The following is a 22840-nucleotide window of genomic DNA, read 5'->3' on the forward strand; positions in this document are numbered from 1 at the left end:
ACTACGCTATTTCATAGCTACGTAGTAGCGACGGATAACCTTAGTGAAGGATGGCTCCCCCGCCACAACTTTTTTCGAACCCAGTGTTTAAACCGTTTTCTTGCAACATCGAGAATAACGAGTCGATTTTAGGGTTATATAATACCTGTTCGAACTCGTACGTTCCAGCTCCGGGACTTGGATTCGAACCAAGATAAGCAGCTTCCTCGCCAAAGGCGAGTGCGCCTCGGGCGCAAAAGGCTTTGTCAGCACAGCTCCGGGACTTGGATTCGAACCAAGATAAGCAGCTTCAAAGGCTGCTGTCCTACCATTAGACGATCCCGGAGCTGTGCTGACAATTATTTCAAAATTTGATCTAAAAATTTTCTCCCTTGCCCTGACTTCAAAAATTTTTCTCTTTGCATGGCCTCTGCCCGCGTTAGATAATCTTCTCTATAAATTAGTTGCCACGGACGATGTCCTTTAGTAAATCTATAATCGCCCTTATTGTGACGCCGCAATCTCTCGCCGGCATCTTTTCCACTCCCGACATAACGTTTGCCATCTTTCAAACTTTTTAAAACGTAGGTTTGATACATATCAATCTTATGGGTCGCTTCCTCGCCAGAGACGAGTGCGCCGAAGGCGCAAAAGGCTGCTGTCCTACCACATTTAGCCTGCCCGCGGTCGCGGGACGCGGCCAGGGACGATTCCGGAAGAAATAACCAACGGCTGACAGCTGCTATTTTATATCTTTTTTAACGCTTTGTCAATCGCTTCGTTTACCAAAAAATCAGCATCTTTGTTATCTTCTCGATAGATATGCTTAAAGGTGACTTTTTTAAAGCCCATGGTCAGATTCCAAACTTTCACAAACAACGGTGCCAAATCTTTGTCTTTTACTTTATATTCCCTGTTCATCTGTTTAGCCACCAATTCGCTGTCCAAAAAACATTCCACTTCCACGGCTTTTAATTCTTTGGCTTTTTCTAAACCAAAAATCAGCGCTTTATATTCCGCTTGGTTATTAGTCGTTTCTCCGATATATTTCCCCGCTGACCAAAGGACTTTTTTTAAATCTTTTATTACCGCCCCAATTCCTGCCGGCCCCGGATTACCTCGCGCCCCGCCATCGGTATATACTTTTAATTTCATATACTTTCGTATTATATTTTTTGTATATCCACCATCTTGAATTGCAATTCGCGATTGCCATTCCATTCATTCACTCCGATATCCAGCACAACATCAGCCTTATCTCCTTTCTTTAAAACCCCGCACCAATTTTCTCCGACCTTATCCTCATCGGCAAAACAAAAACCGATAATCTTAAAAATTTTATTCCCGCGATGCCGCATCATTAACCGTAAATGATTACTGTCTTTGCCAATGGCTTGGATATTCTCCACAATCAAATCTCGCGCCAAAAACAACGGGCGAGGGTTGGCTTCGCCGCAGGGTTCAAATTTTTCCAACTGCTCAAAAAAATCCCAATTTACATCGTCTAAGGAAATTTCCGCGTCTATATGCAAATCTTTAATCAAATCTTCATCTTTAATTTGGGCGTTGGCTAAAGATTTAAGACCATCTATAAACGGCTCCAATTCTTTTTTATTTTTTACCGTGAATCCGGCGGCTCCGCTGTGCCCCCCATAACGAGCCAAGTGTTTATTCAATTTATCCAGCGCTTCCGTGAGATGAAAATTAACGGGACTACGCGCCGAGCCGACAATCTGTTTGCCGCTATCGCCCAAAACAAACGCCGGCCGATGAAACTTATTAGCTAACTTTCCGGCAACCAGCCCAATTACGCCCAACGGCCAATCCTTGCCTACGGCAATAACTATCTTATCTTTCGGTTCACCGACAAAAGCCAGAGCCGCGGCGGTGATTTTTTCCGTCAAGGCCTGACGTTCATTGTTGCTTTTGTTCAGCGACTCGGCCAATTTTTCTGCCTCGTCTTTATCTTCGGAAATCAAAAGTTCATAAGCGGCATTGGCATGGTCCAACCGGCCGGCGGCGTTAATCCGCGGAGCAATCTGCCAACCAATTGTTTCGCTGTTGATTTTGAGCCGGTCAATCCCCGCTTTTTCGTAAAGTTTCAGCAACCCCAAACGTTTGGTTTTTTGAAGCACAATCAGGCCATATTCAACGAGCGTTCTATTCTCCCCCTGCAAAGGGCCAAAATCCGCCACGGTGCTGATGGCTACCAAGTCCAAAAGCCATTTATCAAACCCGTCTGGTAAAACTTTTTTGCCCCTCGCATCTTTTTTACACAAGGCCTGCGCCAGTTTGAACGCCACTCCTCCGCCGGTCAAATTTTCATAGGGATAACCGCTGGCCGGCAATTTCGGATGGAGGATGGCTAAAACCGCGGGAATTTTTTCCGGAACATGATGATGGTCAGTAATAATCACTTCCATCCCCAACTTACTCGCCTCCTCAATTTCCTCCCAATTGCTGATGCCGCAATCACAGGTGATTATCAAGGATGTTTTTTCTTTTTTCAAAAAACGGATTGTTTTCATATTCACTCCATATCCCTCTTTTTCGCGATGCGGCAAATAAACGCCGACTTTGCCCCCGAGCGCCCGAATTGTACTGACTAAAATCACCGCCGCCGAAACGCCGTCAGCGTCATAATCTCCGTGGACGGTGATTTTTTCTCCCGATTCTATCGCTTGATAAATACGCTCCACTGCCTTAGCCATATCTTTAAAAAGAAACGGGTCATACAGATTGCTGGTGTAATCGGCAAATAAAAATTCATCAATGGTTTTTTGTTCGGTCAGACCGCGGTTATAAAGCAACTGTAAAATCACCGGATTAATTTCGGGAAATTTGACCTTAAAATCATCGGTAATTTTGGCGGCTAATTGCCACCTTTTATTTAACTTGCTGACCATAAAAATAAATCCGCCGAGACGACTAACCCGTCGTCTTTTTAATTTAAAACCAAGCCGCGAAAGTCCAGGCGACCATACTGAAAACCACGATAAAAGAAAGTATCGCCCAGGCAACCTTTATAATTTTTTGTTTTTTAAATTTCATAATATTATTTGGCGCGCCAAATCAGTGGCGCGAGTTTCTAAAATTTATTTTTTTAACACGGCCAAAAAGGCCTCGGGCGGAATATCCACCTTGCCAAGCTTGGCCATTTTTTTCTTGCCTTTTTTCTGTTTTTCCAAAAGTTTGCTCTTGCGAGTGGCGTCGCCGCCAGACATTTTAGCCAAAACGTCCTTACGCATGGCCGGAATTTTTTCCGAAGCGATAATCTTACTGCCGATGGCCGCCTGAATCTTTACTTCAAACATCTGCCGCGGCAGGGTCTTTTTCAGCGATTCCACCACCCTTCTGCCGACATACTGGGCCGCGTCTTTATAGACGATTGAAGACAACGCTTCCACCGGTTCCTGCGCCACTAAAATATCCAGACGCTCCACCTCTGCCTCGCGATAATCCAAAAATTCATAATTTAAAGAAGCATACCCCGAAGTAACGCTTTTTAAATTATCATAAAAATCCACCAAAATAGCGGAAAGCGGCAAATCATAGTGAAGTATCGCTCTTTTCTCCACGTTGCCTTTGGAAAACAGGTACTCGGTGTTTTTATATACCCCCCTTTTCTCTTGCACCAATTGCATCACATTGCCGATATATCCTTCCGGAGTGACAATGTCAGTGGCAACCCACGGCTCTTCTATTTTTTTAATAAGGTTGGGGTCGGGCAGATCTTGCGGACTTTTGATAATTGTTTCTTCGTTATTATTTCTATAAATTTTATACGCCACGCTCGGCACGGTCACAATCAAGTCCAGACCATATTCCCTTCTCAATCTTTCCTGAACGATTTCCAAGTGGAGCAGTCCCAAAAGGCCAACGCGGAATCCAAAACCAAGAGCGACGGAGCGCTCGGGTTCAAAAGTCAAAGCGGCGTCGTTTAATTTTAATTTCAAAAGCGCCTCGCGCAGGTCGTTATATTCATGGCCCTCTTTGGCAAAAATGCCGGCAAACACCATGGGCTTCACTGCTTTATAGCCAGTGAGCGGCCGGGCGCCGGAACCCGCCAAAGTGATGGTATCGCCCACGCGGCACTTGGCAATATTTTTAAGCCCGGTAACAACGTAACCGATCTCGCCAGCCAGCAGATCTTTTTTCTCCTGCATTTTGGGATTAAAAAATCCGACCTCCAAAACTTCGCTCTCGCTCTCCGCCCCAATCATAAAAATCTTATCGCCTTTCTTCACCTGCCCGTCAATAATTCTCACGTAAGCCACCACTCCGCGATAGTCGTCGTATTTGGAATCAAAAATCAACGCGCGCAAAGGCGCTCCGACCCTGACTGTCGGAGAAGGCACTTTCTTAATAATCGCCTCCAGTATTTCCGTCACGCCTTCACCCGTCTTACCCGAAGCTAAGTAAATATCCTCCTTCTTGCAGCCCATCAGTCCGATTATTTCCTGGCTCACTTCTTCCACGCGCGCTGCGGGCAAATCAATTTTATTAACCACCGGAATAATAGTAAGGTTCTGCTCTAATGCCAGATACAAATTGCCGATGGTCTGCGCCTGCACTCCCTGAGTGGCGTCAACTAACAGCAAAGCTCCTTCCACGGCGGCGAGCGAGCGGGAAACTTCGTAATTAAAATCAACGTGACCCGGGGTATCAATCAGGTTTAATTCATACCCCCGCCACTCCATTCTCGCCGGCGTCAGCTTGATGGTAATGCCCCTTTCCTGCTCCAAATCCATTTGGTCTAAAATTTGTTCGCGCATTTCGCGTTTACTCACGGTTCCCGTGATTTCCAAAAGCCGGTCCGCCAGCGTGGATTTCCCATGGTCTATATGCGCAATGATGCAAAAATTGCGGATTTTATTATCCGAATTATCCATATTAGATTAAGATTAACACAAAAAATCAAGGCAAACAAGGGAAAATAAAACAACTGATTCCTCTGAAAATTCAAAAAACATACTAAAATCCAGCCTCTTACAAAATTTTTATATTCCAAAAGGGGGAAATGGCCGTAGTCGGTAAGCTGTTGTCAATAAGCGTCTTGACAACCCCGTAGAAATATGATATACTTTTTATATTGAAAAAATACTAAAAATAAACCAAAAGGAGGAACCAAAGAATGAAATGGTTAATAATCTTGGCGGCGCTAGTGGGAATAATTTTGGGGGCAGGAGAAGAAAAAGAACAAAAAATTAATAACGAACAACCCCCTATCGTCTGTCGCGATAATTTCGCGATAATACCGGAACAACCGGTAATTGTTTCTCCAACGTCGAGCAGCAAAGATAAAAGGAGTAGAGATGGAAGGAGTAATAGCTTGCGCAATGGCCCTCCCAGCGCTGGTAATATTTGTCGTCATCTGCGTTGGCGCGATATTTATCCGGCCTAAGGCCCAGTAATAATCAAAACAACAAACCCGCGGGGTAAATCCCGTGGGTATTTTATTTAATGTTATTTGAATTAGCTTTTACCTTCTTAATTTTACTTTTTTTCAATTTTAATTTTGAATTTTGATTTTATTTATATCCCCCTGCTCTCATCAGCGCTGGACGGCGGCAATTTTGATTTAAATAATTTACGAACTAAAGAATCTTTAAAAGAAATCATCTCCGGAGATTTAACAACTAGACAAATTCCAAGATAAATTATAAGCCCGCCCGCACCCGCGATAAATCCTTGTGAAAATATTCCCCAAAATTTATCCATATTGACGAACGGAGCCACGACAAATTTGGCTGACTGCACAACTACCGCCATAGCCAAGGCGGCGGCGCTGATTTTTACCAAAGAATATAAGATATTGATTTCGTCCAAATTGCCGACTTTAATGCGCAAAGCCACCCACAAAAGAACAAAATTAAAGATATTGGCCACGGAAAAGGCCATGGCCAGACCGGCCACGCCATACTGGGGCGCGAGCAGCAAACTCGCGAAGATATTTAAAACCGCGCTCATCAGACCGATGACAAAAGGATAAAAAGTATTTTCAAAAGCGTAAAAAACGCGCGCCAAAAGCGGGATTATCGCTTGGGCAAATAAACTGAAACTGAAAAAAGCCAAAGTGTCAGCAGTACTGATGGTGTCATTCCAGTCAAATTGTCCGCTGCCCAAAATTACACGGACGATCTGGGCACGCAAAAGCAAAAACAAAACAGACGCCGGTACCACAAAAAATATTATCTGGCGCAAAGCGGAAGAAAAACTTTTAACCAATTCTTCTTTTTTATCTTTAACCGCGTATTCGGAAAGAAAAGGAAAAACAGCAATGGCATAAGAAATGCCGAAAATGCCAATGGGAAAACTTTGTAAATTATTGGCTAAATTAAATACCGTCAAACTCCCCTCTTCCAAAGTGGAAGCGATAATAGTAATGATGACTAAATTAATTTGCGTAACGGCCAACGCTAAAGTCCGCGGTATCATTAATTTGCCAAGGAGGCGCACGCCGGAATGATAGATGTCAAAAGCCCATCGATAACTCCAGCCCAGCGAAGCCACCGCTGGGATTTGGATGATAAAATGCAAGCCCGCGCCCAACACCACACCCCAAGCCAAGCCGCTAATCCCTAATTTGGGCACGAAGAATAAAGCGCCAAAAATAATTCCGATATTATACATTATCGGCGCCAAAGAATAGATAAAAAACCGGCGAAAACTTTGTAAAATACCACCTAAAATACTTGACAGCCCCAAAAAAATCGGCGAAAGAAACATAATGCGAGTGAGAGCAATGGTGAACTCAAGTTTTTCTCCGGAGAATCCCGGGGTTATCCAAGGGACAATCCGGGAAGAAAAAATCACCAACAAAGAACAAATGAATATCAGCGCAACGGAAACTATGTTAAAAAGAGAATTAATAAAATGCCCAGCCTCCCCGCTTATTTTTTCTCTCCTCTCGCTAAACCACCCTAAATACTTAGTAAAAACGGGAATAAAACCGGCGGAAAGCGCGCCCAAAACAAGCAGATTATAAATTAAATCCGGGATGCGAAAAGCGGCATAATAAATATCTAAAGTATCCCCTGCTCCGAATTGTCCGGCTAAAATATGGTCGCGAAAAATGCCGAGAAATCTGCTGAGCAGTCCGGAGACACCAACAATAATCGCCGCCACCGTGACATTATTTGCTTTGCCGTTAAAATTAAACATCTGTTTATATAAGAAAAAGCTAAGCCGAAAATTCTTTCCGATTTAGCTTTCCCATTTTATTTGCGTTTCTCGTTTTTATTTTTAACGCGATGGGGGGCCCTGTCATTAAGTTTTCTTAACTGAATAATTAGCTTGTCCAGCGCCAAATCAATAACTTCAGTAATAGTATGGTCATCCTCCGATGAACGTAAATGATCTTTGGGGAGATTAAGCTCTAAAATCAGGTTATAGGCCGCCTTTTTGGAAAATTTTTCCGCTGCCACCCGCAATTTTGCTTCATTGCTTTCAAACCCCCCTAACCACTCTTCTAAACGCGGTAATTTTTCATTAAAATATTTTTCAAACCTCTCTTTTTCTTCGGGAGTAAAATTCTTATAGCGAAAATTAATCACCATAAAAAATATTTTTCTTTGTTATTTTTTAGAACCGCCCAGCTCTTTGCTGATATTTTTCCATTGCGACTTTAAATCCTGGCGCAACTCTTTGACCGTATCGCGGGAAAGTTTTTTACTGGCCTGATATTCGCCTAACACCGCTTCCACCACTTTTTCATAATTGGCTTTACTGACGCTCTTCAAGAGATGCAATCTCTTTAAAATTTTTCCGGTAAGCTCGGTGACTGTTTTTTTGGCCCGGGCTTTTGTTTGCGGAGAAAGTTTTTTATTAACGACCATGGCCGTGCCGGCCGCGAGCGCCGCGCCCACTAGGGCGAGTTTTAAAAAATTTTTAGCTTTCATAAACTTTGACGTTATTTATTACAATAATATTATAACCTATTTTAAGGGAATTTACAAAAGCCGCTGTGGGAGCGGCTTCGGCTATTCTTCCTGCCAAGCCGGCAGGGTGTTTATAAATTCCTCTGTCTTAGCGCGCGCTTCCTCTTCGGACAAACCAAGCGTTTCCATAAAATAATGGTTTTTTATCCCTTCAAAGGCTTGCTCCTTGGTAACCCCAAGTTCCTGCCCGGCCTCATCCTTAGCGCAATGTTCGCAGTAACGACGCGTCTCATCATCCATGGGCAGACCGCAGGCCTCGCAACGAATTCCAATCATAATAATTTAATTTTAATTATTAAATGGCTAAGGGCGGCTCTTTTAAATTGTCGGTTTTTCTTAAAACCGTTTCCTCTACTTTATAAGCTCCGAGTTTGGGCGCGTCCGTAAAACCTTCCATCGCCGCCCTAGCCAACCAACCGCTTTCAATCCAATCAAAGAGCCATTCATTGGCATAGCGAGGATTATTTTGCGTAATTCCCCCGCCGACGCTTTTAAGCCAAATTCTGTTGAAATCCTCCTGCGAACCGACCGACGGAGCCATAATAATCGGCAAGCCGAGACCAGTATAGAATGAAAGCTCCGACGGCTTTGTCCACAGAACATCAGTGCTCCGCAAGGACTCGTTGAATTTCTGAAAATATTTAAATTTATCCACGTCAAAAATAATGTCCACGCATTCCCCAAAACATTTTTCCAAACCGCAGGAAGCAATCGCCTTTTTAAAATAAAGAAAAACTTCGTTGCGGATGCCCGCCACTAGATTTACCTTAACTCTTTCTTTTTTTATGTCATTTTTCAAACTGTCTAAAATTTCCGCACCCAATTCGCGCTGAGCGCCAGCGCCGCCGACGGCAAAGGTAACGGTCAACGGATGCGAGGATTTTTGGGGAAAATTATCCTCGCCTAAATGAAATTTTATAGTATGGCGAAACTGGCTGACATATCTTTTTTGGGGGTCCAGATTATAGATGCGATAACCAATGTCTTCTTTAAGCGTCGCCAGCCCCGGACCGCCGATATTTTCCTTGGGCAAAGGAAAACCCGTGAGATGAATTTGTTCTTCTTTTACTCCGTAGAGTTTTAATCTCTCCACCACTCTTCGATTTGGCGCCAGGTAATTTATTCGGCTCTTTTGCGGATAAAGCGGCGCCCAATTGCGGCTGATGTCCGCGTCGCAAATCTGGCAATAAATATCTCCGCCGTAATTAAAGTATTCGGCCATAAAAGCCACCACAAAAAAAGTAGTAATCAGCGGCCGGCTGCCGTTTTCCCTGTTTAATAATTTAATCAAATCCTCACCCCATTTTTTTCGGCGAATCAGAGAATATGTTTGTTTGGTCTGGAAATTCGCAGCTGACAAATCCCGTCTGGGATAAAATGGCGGGATGGACTGCCATTTATCAAATAAGCTGAAAGCATATTCCCCCACTATGGGCACATGTCGGAAACGGGAAATGAACTCATAAAATTTCCGGCTTTCCCGCCAAATCTTTTCGTCTTTTTTAGGGATACCCTTGTAATTGTTGGCAATAATAATTCCGCCACGGGCAAAATCCTTGAGAGGATAAGCGGCCCGGTCATGACCATAACCCATATTAACCGAAACCACCCAGGCATCGTCAAATAATTTTTGTTCTTTGGCTGGCGCCATAATTCAACTAAATTCTCTTTATTAAAATTCTGTCTCTACGTAAATTATAACACAGAAATAGCTCCGATAAAACCCCAAGTAAAGCGCCCTTATCTATCATCTCCATCGCCCCCCAAGGTTCCTCTCTCTTTTCTGGATGATAATTTTTGGATATTATCCTCGGCGATTTTTCCCAAATCCAGTCCCATTTCCGTGGCCACCTGCGCCATATACCATAAGATATCTCCCAGCTCTTTTTCAATTTCCCGGCGGCGATTATCATCAAGGACTCCGCCATTGTCACGAAAAATTTTTTTAACCTTTTCAGCCACTTCACCGGTTTCCCCGCAAAGCCCTAACGTCGGGTAAACAAAATTCTCGCCGACTTTAGGATAAAAAGCCGTGGCTCTTGATTTTTTCTGATATTCTTGAAAATCCATAATTTTATTTTAATTTATTGTTTAATTTTTTTATTGCCAATTGTCCGCAAGCGGCGTCAATCTCCCGGCCGAAACGCCATCGCTCGGTGACTGCCACCCCGCTCTTTTCCAAAATTTCGCGAAATTTTCTAATCCTTTCTTTAGTCGGCGGTTTAAACATTCCTGTCTTATTACAAGGGATAAGATTAACGAGATGTAAAGGTTTTTTTATAAGCGCCGCAAGCTCGCGCGCTTCTTTGGGGGAATCATTCACCCCGGCTAAAAGAATATACTCAAACATCACTCGCCGGTTAGTCTTTTTGATATACGCGTCAACCTCTCTTAAAATTTCTTTAAGCGGATATTTTTTATTGGCTGGAATAATTTTTGAACGCAAAAAATCATTAGGAGCATGAAGCGAAATGGCCAAATTAACCTGCAAATTCTCTTTGGATAATTTTTTAATGCCTTCGATGACTCCAACGGTGGAAAGGGAAATCCGCCGCGCGCCGATGTTTAGTCCATCCTTATCATTGAGGATTCTCACGGCCGCTAAAACATTGTCATAATTCAAAAACGGCTCGCCCATACCCATAAAAACCACGTTGGTAATTTTGGAAAGGGAACTTTTTAACTGGCGCGCAAAAAACAAAACCTGTCCCACTATTTCCCAAGAATTTAAATTTCTTTTAAACCCCATCTGTCCGGTGGCGCAAAAAAGGCAGCCCAGCGGACAACCGACAGCCGAAGAAACGCACACCGTGTTTCGCCCGTCTTTATGCTTCATTAAAACCGATTCAACTTTCAGCCCATCGTCAAGCGCAATCAGCGCCTTGGCTGAATTTTGGTCTTTGGCCCAGATTATTTCTCCTTTTATGTCTAACGGGCACTGGGCTTGAAGCGAAATTCTTAATGGCTTAGAAAGCACCGTGGCCTTGCCCCAATCATCAATCAAATCTAAAAATACCGCCCGTTTTGCCTGTTTTTGGCGGTATGGCGGCTCTTCTCTAAAAACTTTGGCAAGACAATCAAGATTCATAATCACCCGTTTTTTAAATGTTATTTAATAATTCTATCATCTTGACAAACGGGCGTCAAAAAATAATTTTAACACTGATTTAGGATATTGGGCTTAAATTTTTTTAATTTTATTTCTCTCCAACGCCGCGTTAATGATGCTTTTTAAAACATCTTCGTAGCTCATGCCGGAAGTTCTGGCGATTAAAGGGAAATAAGAAGTGGCGGAAATTTTCGGCGGCATAAGTCCTGCCGGGGAATTAATGTCTAAAATATAAGGATTGCCCGCCCGGTCGCAGCGCACATCCATCCGGCACCAGTCTAAAATATCCAAAACCTCCCAGGCCTTAAGACAAATTTCTGCTATTTTATCTTTTAACTTTTTATCAATGTTCGCCGGGCATATAAGATGGTTCGCCCGTGAACTATCTTCCTCTAAAACCCATTTGACCTCCAAAGAATCAAGCGGCTGATAACCGGCCGGCAAGCTCCCGTGGTCGGATTCCAAAATCGGCAAAATCCGCGGCGGATTGCCGAGCAGGGCCACGGAAAATTCGCGGCCGGTGAGAAACGGCTCCACAAGCGCCGGTTCCTTAAAAGTTGAGATTATAAAATTAATTTGCTTCTTAAGCTCGCGGCGATTCAAAACTACGCTCTGATTAGTGATGCCCGCCGACGAACCTTGCGCCACCGGTTTGACGATTAACGGGAATTCCAATCCCTCCCTTAAATCTTTTCTGGAATTTTTAAAAATTTGGAACGGCAAAGTCGAAATTTTATTGGCTAAAAGAATTTGTTTGAATCTCGCTTTGTATAAAATCAGCGCCTGCGTGAGCGGACCGGAACCGGTGTAAGGAAGACGCAACATTTCCAGTATCGCCGGCAAATGGGCATAACGGTCTCTACCGTAAATTCCCAAAGAATAATTAAAGACCAAATCTATTTTTCTCCTATTTTTTAATAATTCGTCATAAGCATACTCATCGGCTTCAATAGGTAAAACCTTAAACCCGCACTTTTTCAAATGGACAATCATCGTTTTAATAGTTTCGGGGTCATCAAAATCCGCCTCCAGTTGGGTGGCGGGATTTTGGGGGTCAGGATAAGAATGCCTGACGTTATAAAGAAAAGCGACGTTCAATTTTTTCATTACTTCCTTAAACTTAGAATTTCTTTTTTTGTCTGTTCCAGGGACTCCCTGAAAATTTTATCAATCTTTTCTTTCCACTGCGGCGGGGTAATATGTTCTTCGTGAATAAAAAAATATTTCAGAAAGAGTTCCTCAAATCTGTCCTCCGCTTCTTTTTTCGCGGAAGAAACGGCAAACTTTTCCACCAAAGGGTCGCGATTACCCCTTAAATAAGTAAGATAAAAAGCTAAAAGCTGCTCATCCCTGTTGGTGCCAAAAGCGTCAAAACCCGTACCCACGGCCGGACGACCGAAAATGTTAAACAGTTTTTCTCTGTCACTAGCAAAAAGATTGTCTTTAAACCCCGCTTCTTCGGGGTCTATGCCATTAGCGCTTAAATAAAGATAAATTCTGGCGCATTTAGAACAATCGGCGCACCATCTCTTGTCCTTAGCGGCCTCGGTTTCCGCCCAGCAAGACATGAGATATTTTAAACTGGAATGATAGCGATTTTTTAAAATTGAAATAATAGCTAAATCATGGACTCCCTGCAAAAAAGTGGTAGTGTAGACTTCTCCTTCCGATAATGATTGAGTCAAAATGGATAATTCCTCCGTAGCTTGCCCCGACTGTTCGTAATCGGGAATAACTTTAAGATTTTCATCGTCATAAAAAAAGTCATTGCATGTCGCTTCATTGGAAAAAATAATATAACCAGCCTTTTTAGCGTAAGCAAAGGGCAAGGAAAGCAACGCCCAGGAAGTGAGCGCCAGCTCCCAGCCAAACCATCCCTCCCCGTATTCGCGGAGTTTTCCCAGGGGGTTATCTAAATAATAAATTTTTTCTCCCGTATCGGCGCTAAATTGTTTTGAAAGTTCCAATTTATGTTTTCTTGAGTATTCCTCCGATGGTTCGTCAAAATAAACCAGGGTCGGTTTAAGGCCGATTTCTTTAGCAAGATTATAAGTTAAAAAACTGTCTTTCCCAAAAGTAAAAGGGATGACGACATTTTCGTCAATGGAAACGGGAAACCTGGGAGGAACATCTTTGGTATCGGAAAAATTAGCACGGGAATTAAGCATGGTTTTAAGAATCGGAAAAACACCTGTTCCTCTTCTCCCGCGGTATAAATACCAATAAGCTGGCAGAAATCTTATAAAACATTGAGTAGCCCACGAATATGAGTGTGGATATCCAGTATTATATTCCATCCGGATATTACCCTTCAAAAGAAAAGGTAAATGCGCGGTAAAAATATAAGTGATATTGTCCACGAGTTTAACCCTGTTTTCCTCCGGATAATCTTTCCAGATGGAATTAGGATAATCAAGGCGAAGTTCGGAAGAAAGAAGCTTGGAATTAATTTTTACTTTAACGCCGCTATCCGTGGCCGAACCTTCAATCTGAACCGGCGTTTCGCGCTCATGCCAGTCCCTCCATTTATGGGGTCTGCCGGATGGCGGAGAAATCAAACTTTCTCCGCTACGGCTTGGCTCGGAGAGCGGATTACTTAAAGGGGGCTCGGCGGACTGACTACTATTTTCTTCTGCCATGGCAATTTGATTTAAAAAATAAATTAAAGATATTTATCAATTATCGCTCTTTCTGCTAAAAAGTCAAACAATCATGTGGATAAGGTTTCTCAAAATAAAAGAGCGCCCCGATGTTATGTCGGGGGCTCTTTTATTTTTCTAAAGCTCTATTCTATAACTCCGGTATAAGCAATGGCTCTGATCGCCGCCCAATCAAGAGGAGATTTGGGAAGGCGCCAAAAGATTGCCTTAAATTTGACAATGGCCGTTTTTTCCTTACTAAGTTCGCGGCTAAAACGGATGCGATACATCATGGTATTCCAAGCTAAATCCTCCTTGGCATCTTGGAAATTCGGTTCGTGCCCGACAATCTTTTTAAACATTTTCAATACCGTCCCCACCTGCGCTCTTTCTTTAGTGAGATTGCGTCCCACCGGCTTGGCGCCGATAGCCATTTTCTGGATATCTTCCCAGCTAACCGCCCCGCGACCAACTGTCTCCAAATAATCGCGAATAACCGCCCGACGTTCTCCGGCACCGAGATTCTTAGTCTCTGTTGAAATACCATAACTGACGAAATTAGTGATGGCTGTCTCCTGCGCTTCCGTCAGACCAACTTTGAAAGCAATGGCGTCGGATTTGATGAGCGGCAGGTATTTGGCTTCGTCCGATTGTTTGCGAATCAAACTAAGCCCGGAAAGTATTTCCTCCACTTGGGAGGGGTCCTTAATAAGCACCGCCACCGGCGCGGGAGTCGCGACCGGAGCCGGCGTAATGGTTACTGCCTCAGGAGTTGTGGTCGGGGTCGGCGTACCGCCGCCACCGCCGGGCGACTGGCTCGGCGTCGGAACGTTCGCGGTGATACTCACTTCGCTGCTATCGGTATAGTTGGCATTTATATCCACCGTACGAATGGCATATTTATAGAAAGTTCCGGTAGTGACTGACCGGTCGGTGAAAGTTTTAACGCCATCCTGAACAACGGCATAAGACGAAGGGTTGACTAAAGAATTGCCTCCGTTATTTCTTAAAATTTCAATGTAATCAAAATCCGCGTCAGTCGGGTCGGTCCAAGTGAGGGTGACGCTGGTGCCATCCGTGGAAATGCCGATATTCTCCGCGATTCCCGGCGGAACCGGGTCCCCGTTGCGGCCAGAGGAAGAACCGCTGACAGAACCCAAAACACCGAAGGATGAAAAGTGGCTCACTTGGCAAGTAATGGAATTGTTTTCCGTATCCACGGTGGTTGGGAAAGTCTCCCAGGTCTGGGAAGAAACATTAAACGTCCCGCACATAAGTTTGGATTCATCTACGCCTGCGGCCGTCACGTCAGCGGCAGTATAAGGCAAAGTTAAGGTGACAGCATCGCCGCTTAAGGACTTACCAAGCGCGTTACCGCTGGAATCTTTGGGGGCAATATCATAACCGCTGGCTCCGACAAAATTCATATCCGTGCCCGGGTCAACGGCAATGGTGGGGTCTTTGGTAATATCAATTTTACCGGTGTTGGAATCGGTAGTGGAAAGTGTTGAGCTTGGGATATTAATCTCTAACCCCGCTATTTGATCTGATTTAATAAGACCGCCGGTGGAAGGGACTAAGGTTCCCGTGTCACTACCCGAAGTGAATCCCGTAATATCAGTGTCAAGGGATAAGGTCGCTGTGGAACCGCCCTGCACCACGCCGCCGGAAATCACTACTGAACCGGCGGAGGATTTCTTGCCGTTATCGCCATAAGCCTCCACGCTCCAAGTACCGTTGGTCAAATTAAGAGTGGCATTGCCGGTTGTCTTGTCATTTTCTGCCACAATAACCTTGCCATCTTTAGTGGCGATAACTTTAGCATTGCCAGTATAAGCAGCTCCGCTCAATTGCACGGCAATCGTATGGCCGGTGCCATTGGCGCCGCTGGCCTTGGTCAAGGTAATAGGCGTAGACATTGTCAGGTTGCCTCCGGAAACTACAGCGGTAGTTGTTGCTGGCTCATAACCAGGTTTAAACACTCTGACATTATAAGTGCCTTCCGGTACATTAGTTAAACTAAAATTATTATCCGGATCTGATTGGGCGGTTGACATAACGTCAAAGAATCGACCGCTATTGGCATTGGAAAAAATAATTCTGGCTCCGAAAATATTACTTGAACCGTCATAAACACGCCCGGTGACAGTGCGCAAATTAGCCGGCGGAGTACAAGTGACAGCGTGCGTACCGCCAGCTGTCACGGTTACTGTCTGGCCAGCGCAGAGTTCTCCATATTTCGGACCGCCGCCACGCACCGTATAAGTACCGGGTGGAACTTTTACGATATAGGCTCCGCTACTATTCTGGCTGATACCAGCTCCGCGGCCATTGCTGTCGCGAATGTCCACAAAAGCATCAGCAATGCCGGTGATAGTAACCGTGACTGTCCCCGGGTTGCCCATAGAAAGATCAACAGTTACTGCCCCGCCGGAAGACACAGTCACTCCGGTTACCGGAGTCAAAGGACCAGCTCCATATATAAATCCGTCGCAAGTATAATTTGAACCGGCCTTTACTTTTATCGAGTAAGTACCGTCATTACCAGATTGAGTATTATTACCTCCGCTGGAACTATGGCAAGCCACAAAAGCTCCGCCGGTTGCCACGTTATTTTTCTTAACCGTGCCGGAAATCGTGCCATAACTCGCCGCAGTAGCGGCAATATTTTGTCCAGTAGCGGAAGTGGTGCCAGAAATCACTACCACTTTATTACCCACTTCTCCATATGACGGAGCATAGGCGCGCACACACCAAGTTCCGGCAGAAACATACAAAGTATAATTGCCGGATTGGTCGGTTGGCGAATCGGCATGGCCGCCGGTAGGTGTAAAACTTTCGCAAGTGCCTCCCGAAGCAATTTTCTCCGCGCCTACATTAGCATATTTTATGCCATTGCCGGCTTCATCTAAAACCTGCCCGGAAATTGTGGTGGAACTCTTTACCATTTTTATGGTGATAGAAGCCACGCCCGTACCGTTTTGAGTTAAGGAACCGCTTTTATCAACTGTCACTTCCTGCTCTTCGGACATCGGCATGCCCGGAGCGTCAGCGCCCACGATGTAAGTACCCGGTGAAACTTTTACGGAAAAACTGCCATCGGATTTACTTTGACTAAACCCGCCGAAACACTCCATACCCTCACCGGTAGTGGCATCAAAACAACCGATTGGCGCCGCGTGCACATAAACATTGGCAATTCCATTATTACTGCCGTCTTTAACAAAACCAGTAATAGTATTGCCGGCGACTACTAAATCAAAAGTGATGGCCGAGGGGTTGGAATCTGTGGGAACCACGACATCAACCGGCTTGGGCGGCATAAAATCAAAATCCGGCATTGGCGGAGGTCCGCCATTACCCATGGATGTCGTCGGCATATGCGGACCGGCGCCGCAAGTATAGGTATTGCCGGGTTGAAGTTTAACCGTCGTCGTTCCCGCCCCAGCCCCATCCAAAGTTATGGTCTTCATAGTCGGCGTGGAAAACTGGTAATCCGAACCCCCGGAATGACAGAAAACATCAATGCTTTTGCCGCTCATCGCCGCCGAACTGGCAATTGTCACACCGAGCGATTTGCCGGTAGCGGACAAGTCGGCAAATTTAAAATCAGCATCAGTCTTGGAAGCATCAGATAAAGTAATATTCTGGAAACCTCCGCCGCCGCCACCGACGTTAGCTAAACACCCCTGACCCGTAGGCAAACCACAACCGTATTGACCGGCTGACAATCCCGAAATAGACCAGTCGCCGGAAGCATCAGTAGAGGTTTCCAGATGACCAGCCGTCACACCGGTACCATAACCGCCCATGGAATCGCAGAAAACTCTGGCCCCCACAACCGCGCTATCTTCTCCGCCGCAAGTGCCGCCGGAAGCCGAGCCCTTACAAACCGTTCCTGAAATAGTCAAACTTCCGGCAGCGCTAACAGAGAACGGCGATGCCTGTAAAGTTTGGCCAAGTTTAACTCCGGTATTATCTTTAATAACAATAGGAACTCTTTGATTATCTGCTGGGGTGGAAGGATTTTTAAGACCTTGTAATTCAAAGTGAATTTGGTCACCGGAAGCAATAGCGGCCGTACCGGTAGTAACCGTAATAGTCAGAGCCACACTATCTATGGCTGCCGAAGCGATAGTCGGCGCGTTAGCGGCTGGGCCATTAATATCCCGATTTAACCAGGAATCCTGCTCGGTCGGCACGCCGATACTAGTCAAAACAAAACCAGTGGGCATAGTTAAAATAAATTGCGAGCCCGAGGGTAATGCCGCCGGAGCGGGAAATTCACAATCTAAATTGCCTGTCTTATCAGTCAGAGAATTTACTGGCTGACACCTTACGGGGTTCATCCAAAAAGTAGCAAAGTTGGTACCTGACTGAAAATCCTGAGTATTACCCGTACCAAGCATTCCGCCGGTGGTGGCTGAATTAAGAACCTTGAAATTAGCTATGTTATTTGAACTGTCCGTATCCATGACATTACCGGCTAAATCGCGAACTCCTGTGCTAACAGTCAAACGGCAACTTTGGTCAGTCTGTAAACCTAAGGCGCGAATTTCCAATTCTTTAGTGTCTGGACGCCAAGAAGCATCTTTGCCGGCAAGATTAACTGTCACCCCTACCGGGCATTCAAAAGTAAGATTAGTGGTGTTAGGATTACTGCCGCTCAAAATATCAGGGACTTGTAGCGCCTCTGAGAAATGAGCCACTAATTTAAAATTATCCGCGTCAGCAAAAAGCAACTTGGGCTTAGTGGTATCTGAGTCATTGGCCGTCGTAAAACATTGATTGGCCGAAGCGGTCAAGGCATTACCCGCCATATCTTCAATAGCATTAGTCACTTGAAAACAATATTTTGTGTTACCTGCCAGCGCTGATTTCAAACCCATACGGACGGTCATACTCGCCGGGTCATAAAACATTGAGAGATCATCTGACCCCAACAATGTTTCTCCACCGTCCCTTGCGTTATTACTATTGGCATCGGCGTATAAACCGATATTGGTTCCCAGGGAAAAAGTAGTGGAATCAAGGGCTTCGGAAAAATAAATGCCTACTTCCGGCACATAACGGGAAACGCCAGTAGCTTCGTTGGCGGGAGAAGTGGGATTAGTAGTTCTGATTGTCGGAGCGGTAGTATCAGTCTCAGTGCCGGTGATGAATCTCGCTATATAAGGCGGATTCACCGCTACGCCGGCGCTATTGGTCATTGTTGCTTCCACCCTCAATTCATATTCAGTACTAACGGTTAAGGCCGTTGCCGGTTCAACCGTTAAAGTTCTGTTAGTGGAATTATAGGTTAAAGTACAATCGGCTCCGCAAAGGTCATCGCCCGACGGGATACCAGAACTCAAGGCCTTAAACGTGATGTTGGCATGATTATCAACGGCACCAGCGCCGGAAGTTATCATATCCCCTTCCGGGCCCTGAGAAAAAGTTAAAGTCATTTTTGTATTGGTCGGCACCAAGGTAGTACCGGGCATGGGAGTACTGTTCATTACGCGGGGCATTGTACTATTATCTCCGCCGCTAAAAGAACTGGTAGTAAACATTCCTTCAAAAGCCAAACCGGACGGCACTCCGCCAGCGCAAACCTCTATTGGGCAGTCACCGGCCGCGTTGCCTGCCACATCAGTCACGCTATTGGTGATAAAAAATCTATATCCTCCCGTGGCCCGTACCGGCAAAGCATCGTGATTACAAATAATTCGATTATTGTTGCTAAGAGTAGTGGAAGTGCAAAGATTCGTTGTCCCGAAAACATCCCCCGGGTCAACGGTTACCAATCTTACTGTGTCATTATCAAGGCTGCCGCCGTCAGCTGTGACAGTGTTAGGATTTAAGTTTTCCGAAAATTGCCGATCTAATAAGGCATCCACCGGAACATTGCCCTGACCGGTCGGAGGACCACCCGTGGTTGTCGCTACTGGAGCAATGGCATCATCGGTGATAGTAATTATATTAGACGTCTTGGCAGTGATGGTCGGCGAAGAACCCGAAGTAACTATGCCGTCAGCGGCAATACCCACGGTAAAAGCATGACCGACCGTAGGCGCATCAGAAATTTCCGCCATGACAATAAAAGTAGTTGAGGTGGCCGGGATGGCATTATCAAGAATAGTCATTGATTCTGTCCAAGGGCTACCCCCGCTTAAGCCATCTGACATTGCGGCATAAACATCTTCAAGGGGGTCATAAGTACCATTGCCATTAGCATCTCTTACCACCCATAAGGGAGCGTTGCCACCGCCAGCCGAAGCCAAATCGCCAGAAGCAAACCCGCTTGAACCGGTAATTGTAAATGTTAGACTGGTAATTGTTTCTCCGCTACTGGCGGCTAAATTAAATTTTAATACCTGCACAAATGATGGGGCTGTGCCATATACGCTAGCCTTAGCTTTTTGTCCGGAAAAAGTCATATCCGTGGCTCCGCTGGCGGTTACTGCCGCTAAAGCAAAGCCCGGGAAAAGAATAACGATTGAAGCTCCTACTGACCACAAAATAGTCGTAAAAACGATAAAAAGCGTGCCGAGCCGGTTCACGCTTTCCCTTAATTTGCGATGCCATTTCTTATTTTTTGAACATCTTTTCATAAAACCTCTTAAATTTTAAGTTTATTAAAAATATATAAAAAATTAAAATTTAACCCTCCTTTTGGACTAATATAAAAATTTGTTCCTCTTGTACTAAAGAGTTATCCACAAGCACTTTTTCTCACTTTTCTGTATTAAATTATACCAAAAATTAAACCGTCAAGCAATTAAAAAGGGTGGAGGGGGTGGTTAAAACAATACTCGGTGGTCCGTAAGCTGTAAGCCATAAGCCAATTACAGACTATCCCCTACCCCAGTCATTCGATTAGATAGGGCTTGGGGAACTAACTTTATAATTCCGGGGAATTTTTGTTATTCGCGTATAAAAATCCCATATTTTTTTCAAATTTTGACGGGAAAATTTGCGTTCCAAATCCTTTTTCTCGCAACATACCCTCTAATTCTTTATGCGACCGATTATTAAAATTATGATATTCCAAGATAATGGCTTTGATTCTCTCCCATTCCCCTTCTGCCAAACCCTTAAAAACCTCAAATTCTCCTCCTTCTATATCCATTTTAAGAAGGGGGATTTTCTTTATCTTCTCTAAACGAAGTAAATCCCCTAAGCTCACTACTGACACTTTAACGAAATCAGAACATTCTCCCCCCTCTTCCGCCAAGCGATGGTTGTGACTGTCCGCAGAAAGACAAAGACGCCCTTCACCGGACTTGCCGCCCAAAGCAACGGGCAAAACTTTCACTCCCGAAATTTCATTTTCCGTAAGATGTTTTTTTAACATTTCGCGATTCTTGGCTTCCGGTTCCAGCGCGAATATCTTCACCCGGTCATTAAAGCTGCGGGCGTATAACGTAAAAAATCCGGCGTGCGCGCCGACATCTATAATCGGCTCGCTCGCCGACTTAATCGCCTCTTCGGCCGCGCGATATTCTCTCAATTTAAAAATTTCCGCGACCACGCTGCGGTCCGCTTCGTCTCGCGGATAAATTTTATAAACCCGGCCGTTAAATTTTATAACTTCCTGCTGCATATATATTTTATCGATCGCGCTACGCTTCTTTAAAATTATACGCTGGGACTCCGCTTTCGCAATACGATGGTAAACCATTTCCGCCCGCGAAGATCCTGATTATCCTCATAGAGGACTCCAAATCCGTCGCCCGCCAACCTCTTAATATCATCGGGGGTATAAAAATAAAAGGTTCTGGGGCCAAATTCATCAATTTTTGTTTCTTCTTTATAATCGCCAAATTTTAAAGAAATGTAAAAAATCCCCCCATCATTAAGGGCCACTTGGGCTTTCTCCAAAATCCGCTTAACGGAGCTTTTATCGGAATGTAATAATGAAGCAAAAGCGAAGATTATATCTAAACCAAGGGGAAATCGGAAATCTTCAAAATCGGCGATTTTAAAAACGGTTCCGGGGACATTCGTTCTGGCAAGCGCTATCATTTCCGGAGAAACGTCTATGCCTAAATAATTATTGGTATATTTTATTATTTCTTTGGCATCGCGGCCGTTGCCGCAACCAAGTTCTAAAATTTTTGGATCTTTCTTGCCGACAAAAGAGAAGGCCCTTTCTATGTCTTTTATTCTCGTCCCCACAGCGTCAAACGTACCTGCTAATTTAATCGCTTCCTTTCGGTAAGTATTCATTGTCCTTTGCTTATTATCAATCAGAATTCTACTACCGCCGCGCCAATATCTCGCCCCCAAAAAGCCGAAGAAACCTAAAAAACCGAAAAACCCCGTGGATAAATCCGGGATTAAACCCAAAAGCCCCACCAACCCCAAAAAACCGATTTTCCATAAATCTTTTGGCTCACCTCTTCTGAAGTAAATAAAGGTATTATAAAAAATTGAAGTAATAAAACTTAAAACAAAAACAAAAAATAAAATAAAATAAAAAAATACGCCTTCTTCAATTTTAAAAAGACCGTAAAAAGCATTGCGTAAAATGACGGCTAGTATAGACAGCCCGAATAAAATATAGGTTATCTTGGTCTGTTTTTCCATATTCTCATTCTATCAAAAAATCGCCCCTTGATAAACTCGGGGCGATTTTTTGCCGCTAAAAAGAAAAGGAGGCAAACCTATGGATAGAAATATATTAAAGAACATCAGCGGCTTGTCTTGTTTGGAGTGAGCGCTACGGCTATTTCGGCGTTTCCGGCCTGATTTGGATTGTCTGCGCCGTGATACTACCATCGTCATTCTTTTTCCCGCTGACCGTGACTGTCTTACCGATTTCCAAGTCGCTCGTCGCGCCACTCACAAATTTGTTAACCTCCGTGCTTTCCCCGAAAAAAATAATTTTAGAACCGCCGTCAGAAAGTTTGACGGTAATACTTTTATCGTCTTTGGAAATGATTTCTCCGGCGATAAATCCTCCGCCCGCTTTCAGGTCTTTCCCCTCTCCCCCGCCAAACCCCAATTGTCCGGAAGGAGCTTGCCGCCCCGCTGATGGCCAATCGGCAAAATTCACATCGCCTCTCCCGAATTTTTTATGTTGGCCGTACTTCAGGCCGGCATAGAATGCCCCGCCGCCGGCGACGATAGCCACGATGAGAATGACTAACAATGTTTTCTTCATATATTTAATTAGTTTTGAATTTTTT

General features: G+C 44.6%; 18 protein-coding genes and 1 tRNA gene. 1 reads left to right on the forward strand and 18 read right to left on the reverse strand.

Translation table 11 applies throughout. The features are described 5' to 3' along the window. Window positions 1-254: 254 nt before the first annotated feature. From PHG22_02300 to lepA, 5 genes are all read right to left on the reverse strand, one after another. A tRNA-Gln gene (locus tag PHG22_02300) sits at window positions 255-325 on the reverse strand. 13 nt (window positions 326-338) lie between these two features. Beyond that, entirely contained in the window at window positions 339-578 is a 240-nt protein-coding gene (locus PHG22_02305) for a GIY-YIG nuclease family protein (GenBank protein MDD5490604.1), read from the reverse strand. A gap of 148 nt (window positions 579-726) precedes the next feature. After that, window positions 727-1134: a ribonuclease HI family protein gene (locus tag PHG22_02310; protein ID MDD5490605.1), complete on the reverse strand. Its 408-nt coding sequence runs from the start codon at window positions 1132-1134 to the stop codon at window positions 727-729. Window positions 1135-1145: 11 nt separating this feature from the next. Further along, window positions 1146-2885 (reverse strand): single-stranded-DNA-specific exonuclease RecJ, encoded by a 1740-nt coding sequence (recJ, locus tag PHG22_02315; GenBank protein ID MDD5490606.1) that lies wholly within the window; start codon window positions 2883-2885, stop codon window positions 1146-1148. Between the two features lie 189 nt (window positions 2886-3074). Continuing rightward, window positions 3075-4871: a translation elongation factor 4 gene (gene lepA / locus PHG22_02320; GenBank protein MDD5490607.1), complete on the reverse strand. Its 1797-nt coding sequence runs from the start codon at window positions 4869-4871 to the stop codon at window positions 3075-3077. 242 nt (window positions 4872-5113) lie between these two features. Here lepA and PHG22_02325 point away from each other — a divergent pair, with 242 nt between their 5' ends. Then, a complete protein-coding gene (locus tag PHG22_02325; GenBank protein MDD5490608.1) occupies window positions 5114-5383 on the forward strand; it encodes a hypothetical protein in 270 nt (89 codons plus the stop codon). A 131-nt stretch (window positions 5384-5514) separates the two neighbouring features. On the opposite strand, the gene murJ is transcribed toward PHG22_02325, so the two are convergent. The 13 genes from murJ to PHG22_02390 form a co-directional block, all read right to left on the reverse strand. Next, the gene (murJ, locus tag PHG22_02330; GenBank protein MDD5490609.1) at window positions 5515-7143 is read right to left on the reverse strand and encodes a murein biosynthesis integral membrane protein MurJ; all 1629 of its coding nucleotides are present in this window, start codon (window positions 7141-7143) and stop codon (window positions 5515-5517) included. 56 nt (window positions 7144-7199) lie between these two features. Beyond that, entirely contained in the window at window positions 7200-7538 is a 339-nt protein-coding gene (locus tag PHG22_02335) for an HPF/RaiA family ribosome-associated protein (GenBank protein ID MDD5490610.1), read from the reverse strand. Window positions 7539-7556: 18 nt separating this feature from the next. Next, a complete protein-coding gene (locus PHG22_02340) occupies window positions 7557-7880 on the reverse strand; it encodes a hypothetical protein (GenBank protein ID MDD5490611.1) in 324 nt (107 codons plus the stop codon). Between the two features lie 81 nt (window positions 7881-7961). After that, entirely contained in the window at window positions 7962-8195 is a 234-nt protein-coding gene (locus PHG22_02345; GenBank protein ID MDD5490612.1) for a zinc ribbon domain-containing protein, read from the reverse strand. Window positions 8196-8214: 19 nt separating this feature from the next. Then, complete coding sequence (locus tag PHG22_02350; GenBank protein ID MDD5490613.1) at window positions 8215-9570, reverse strand: hypothetical protein; 1356 nt, start codon at window positions 9568-9570, stop codon at window positions 8215-8217. Between the two features lie 89 nt (window positions 9571-9659). Then, the gene (locus PHG22_02355) at window positions 9660-9989 is read right to left on the reverse strand and encodes a nucleoside triphosphate pyrophosphohydrolase family protein (GenBank protein ID MDD5490614.1); all 330 of its coding nucleotides are present in this window, start codon (window positions 9987-9989) and stop codon (window positions 9660-9662) included. Window positions 9990-9993: 4 nt separating this feature from the next. Continuing rightward, window positions 9994-11007 (reverse strand): 23S rRNA (adenine(2503)-C(2))-methyltransferase RlmN, encoded by a 1014-nt coding sequence (rlmN, locus tag PHG22_02360; protein MDD5490615.1) that lies wholly within the window; start codon window positions 11005-11007, stop codon window positions 9994-9996. 93 nt (window positions 11008-11100) lie between these two features. Next, the gene (locus PHG22_02365) at window positions 11101-12135 is read right to left on the reverse strand and encodes a hypothetical protein (GenBank protein ID MDD5490616.1); all 1035 of its coding nucleotides are present in this window, start codon (window positions 12133-12135) and stop codon (window positions 11101-11103) included. Next, a complete protein-coding gene (locus tag PHG22_02370) occupies window positions 12135-13667 on the reverse strand; it encodes a hypothetical protein (GenBank protein ID MDD5490617.1) in 1533 nt (510 codons plus the stop codon). The genes PHG22_02365 and PHG22_02370 overlap by 1 nt, the downstream gene beginning before the upstream one ends. Window positions 13668-13813: 146 nt before the next feature. After that, window positions 13814-20260 (reverse strand): Ig-like domain-containing protein, encoded by a 6447-nt coding sequence (locus PHG22_02375; protein ID MDD5490618.1) that lies wholly within the window; start codon window positions 20258-20260, stop codon window positions 13814-13816. A 290-nt stretch (window positions 20261-20550) separates the two neighbouring features. Then, window positions 20551-21252 (reverse strand): FkbM family methyltransferase, encoded by a 702-nt coding sequence (locus PHG22_02380; protein MDD5490619.1) that lies wholly within the window; start codon window positions 21250-21252, stop codon window positions 20551-20553. A gap of 35 nt (window positions 21253-21287) precedes the next feature. Continuing rightward, window positions 21288-22238, reverse strand: coding sequence for a class I SAM-dependent methyltransferase (locus PHG22_02385; GenBank protein ID MDD5490620.1), 951 nt, complete (start codon window positions 22236-22238; stop codon window positions 21288-21290). A 139-nt stretch (window positions 22239-22377) separates the two neighbouring features. After that, window positions 22378-22815 (reverse strand): DUF5666 domain-containing protein, encoded by a 438-nt coding sequence (locus PHG22_02390; GenBank protein MDD5490621.1) that lies wholly within the window; start codon window positions 22813-22815, stop codon window positions 22378-22380. Between the last annotated feature and the right edge of the window lie 25 nt (window positions 22816-22840).

The organism is Patescibacteria group bacterium (assembly GCA_028716045.1).
Lineage (GTDB): Bacteria > Patescibacteriota > Patescibacteriia > JAQUQO01 > JAQUQO01 > JAQUQO01.

Excerpts from the sequence above, each read along its gene's own strand:
- PHG22_02305 (MDD5490604.1), bottom strand. The coding sequence starts at position 578 with ATGTATCAAACCTACGTTTTAAAAAGTTTGAAAGATGGCAAACGTTAT.
- PHG22_02310 (MDD5490605.1), bottom strand. The coding sequence starts at position 1,134 with ATGAAATTAAAAGTATATACCGATGGCGGGGCGCGAGGTAATCCGGGG.
- recJ (MDD5490606.1), bottom strand. The coding sequence starts at position 2,885 with ATGGTCAGCAAGTTAAATAAAAGGTGGCAATTAGCCGCCAAAATTACC.
- lepA (MDD5490607.1), bottom strand. The coding sequence starts at position 4,871 with ATGGATAATTCGGATAATAAAATCCGCAATTTTTGCATCATTGCGCAT.
- PHG22_02325 (MDD5490608.1), top strand. The coding sequence starts at position 5,114 with ATGAAATGGTTAATAATCTTGGCGGCGCTAGTGGGAATAATTTTGGGG.
- murJ (MDD5490609.1), bottom strand. The coding sequence starts at position 7,143 with ATGTTTAATTTTAACGGCAAAGCAAATAATGTCACGGTGGCGGCGATT.
- PHG22_02335 (MDD5490610.1), bottom strand. The coding sequence starts at position 7,538 with ATGGTGATTAATTTTCGCTATAAGAATTTTACTCCCGAAGAAAAAGAG.
- PHG22_02340 (MDD5490611.1), bottom strand. The coding sequence starts at position 7,880 with ATGAAAGCTAAAAATTTTTTAAAACTCGCCCTAGTGGGCGCGGCGCTC.
- PHG22_02345 (MDD5490612.1), bottom strand. The coding sequence starts at position 8,195 with ATGATTGGAATTCGTTGCGAGGCCTGCGGTCTGCCCATGGATGATGAG.
- PHG22_02350 (MDD5490613.1), bottom strand. The coding sequence starts at position 9,570 with ATGGCGCCAGCCAAAGAACAAAAATTATTTGACGATGCCTGGGTGGTT.
- PHG22_02355 (MDD5490614.1), bottom strand. The coding sequence starts at position 9,989 with ATGGATTTTCAAGAATATCAGAAAAAATCAAGAGCCACGGCTTTTTAT.
- rlmN (MDD5490615.1), bottom strand. The coding sequence starts at position 11,007 with ATGAATCTTGATTGTCTTGCCAAAGTTTTTAGAGAAGAGCCGCCATAC.
- PHG22_02365 (MDD5490616.1), bottom strand. The coding sequence starts at position 12,135 with ATGAAAAAATTGAACGTCGCTTTTCTTTATAACGTCAGGCATTCTTAT.
- PHG22_02370 (MDD5490617.1), bottom strand. The coding sequence starts at position 13,667 with ATGGCAGAAGAAAATAGTAGTCAGTCCGCCGAGCCCCCTTTAAGTAAT.
- PHG22_02375 (MDD5490618.1), bottom strand. The coding sequence starts at position 20,260 with ATGAAAAGATGTTCAAAAAATAAGAAATGGCATCGCAAATTAAGGGAA.
- PHG22_02380 (MDD5490619.1), bottom strand. The coding sequence starts at position 21,252 with ATGCAGCAGGAAGTTATAAAATTTAACGGCCGGGTTTATAAAATTTAT.
- PHG22_02385 (MDD5490620.1), bottom strand. The coding sequence starts at position 22,238 with ATGGAAAAACAGACCAAGATAACCTATATTTTATTCGGGCTGTCTATA.
- PHG22_02390 (MDD5490621.1), bottom strand. The coding sequence starts at position 22,815 with ATGAAGAAAACATTGTTAGTCATTCTCATCGTGGCTATCGTCGCCGGC.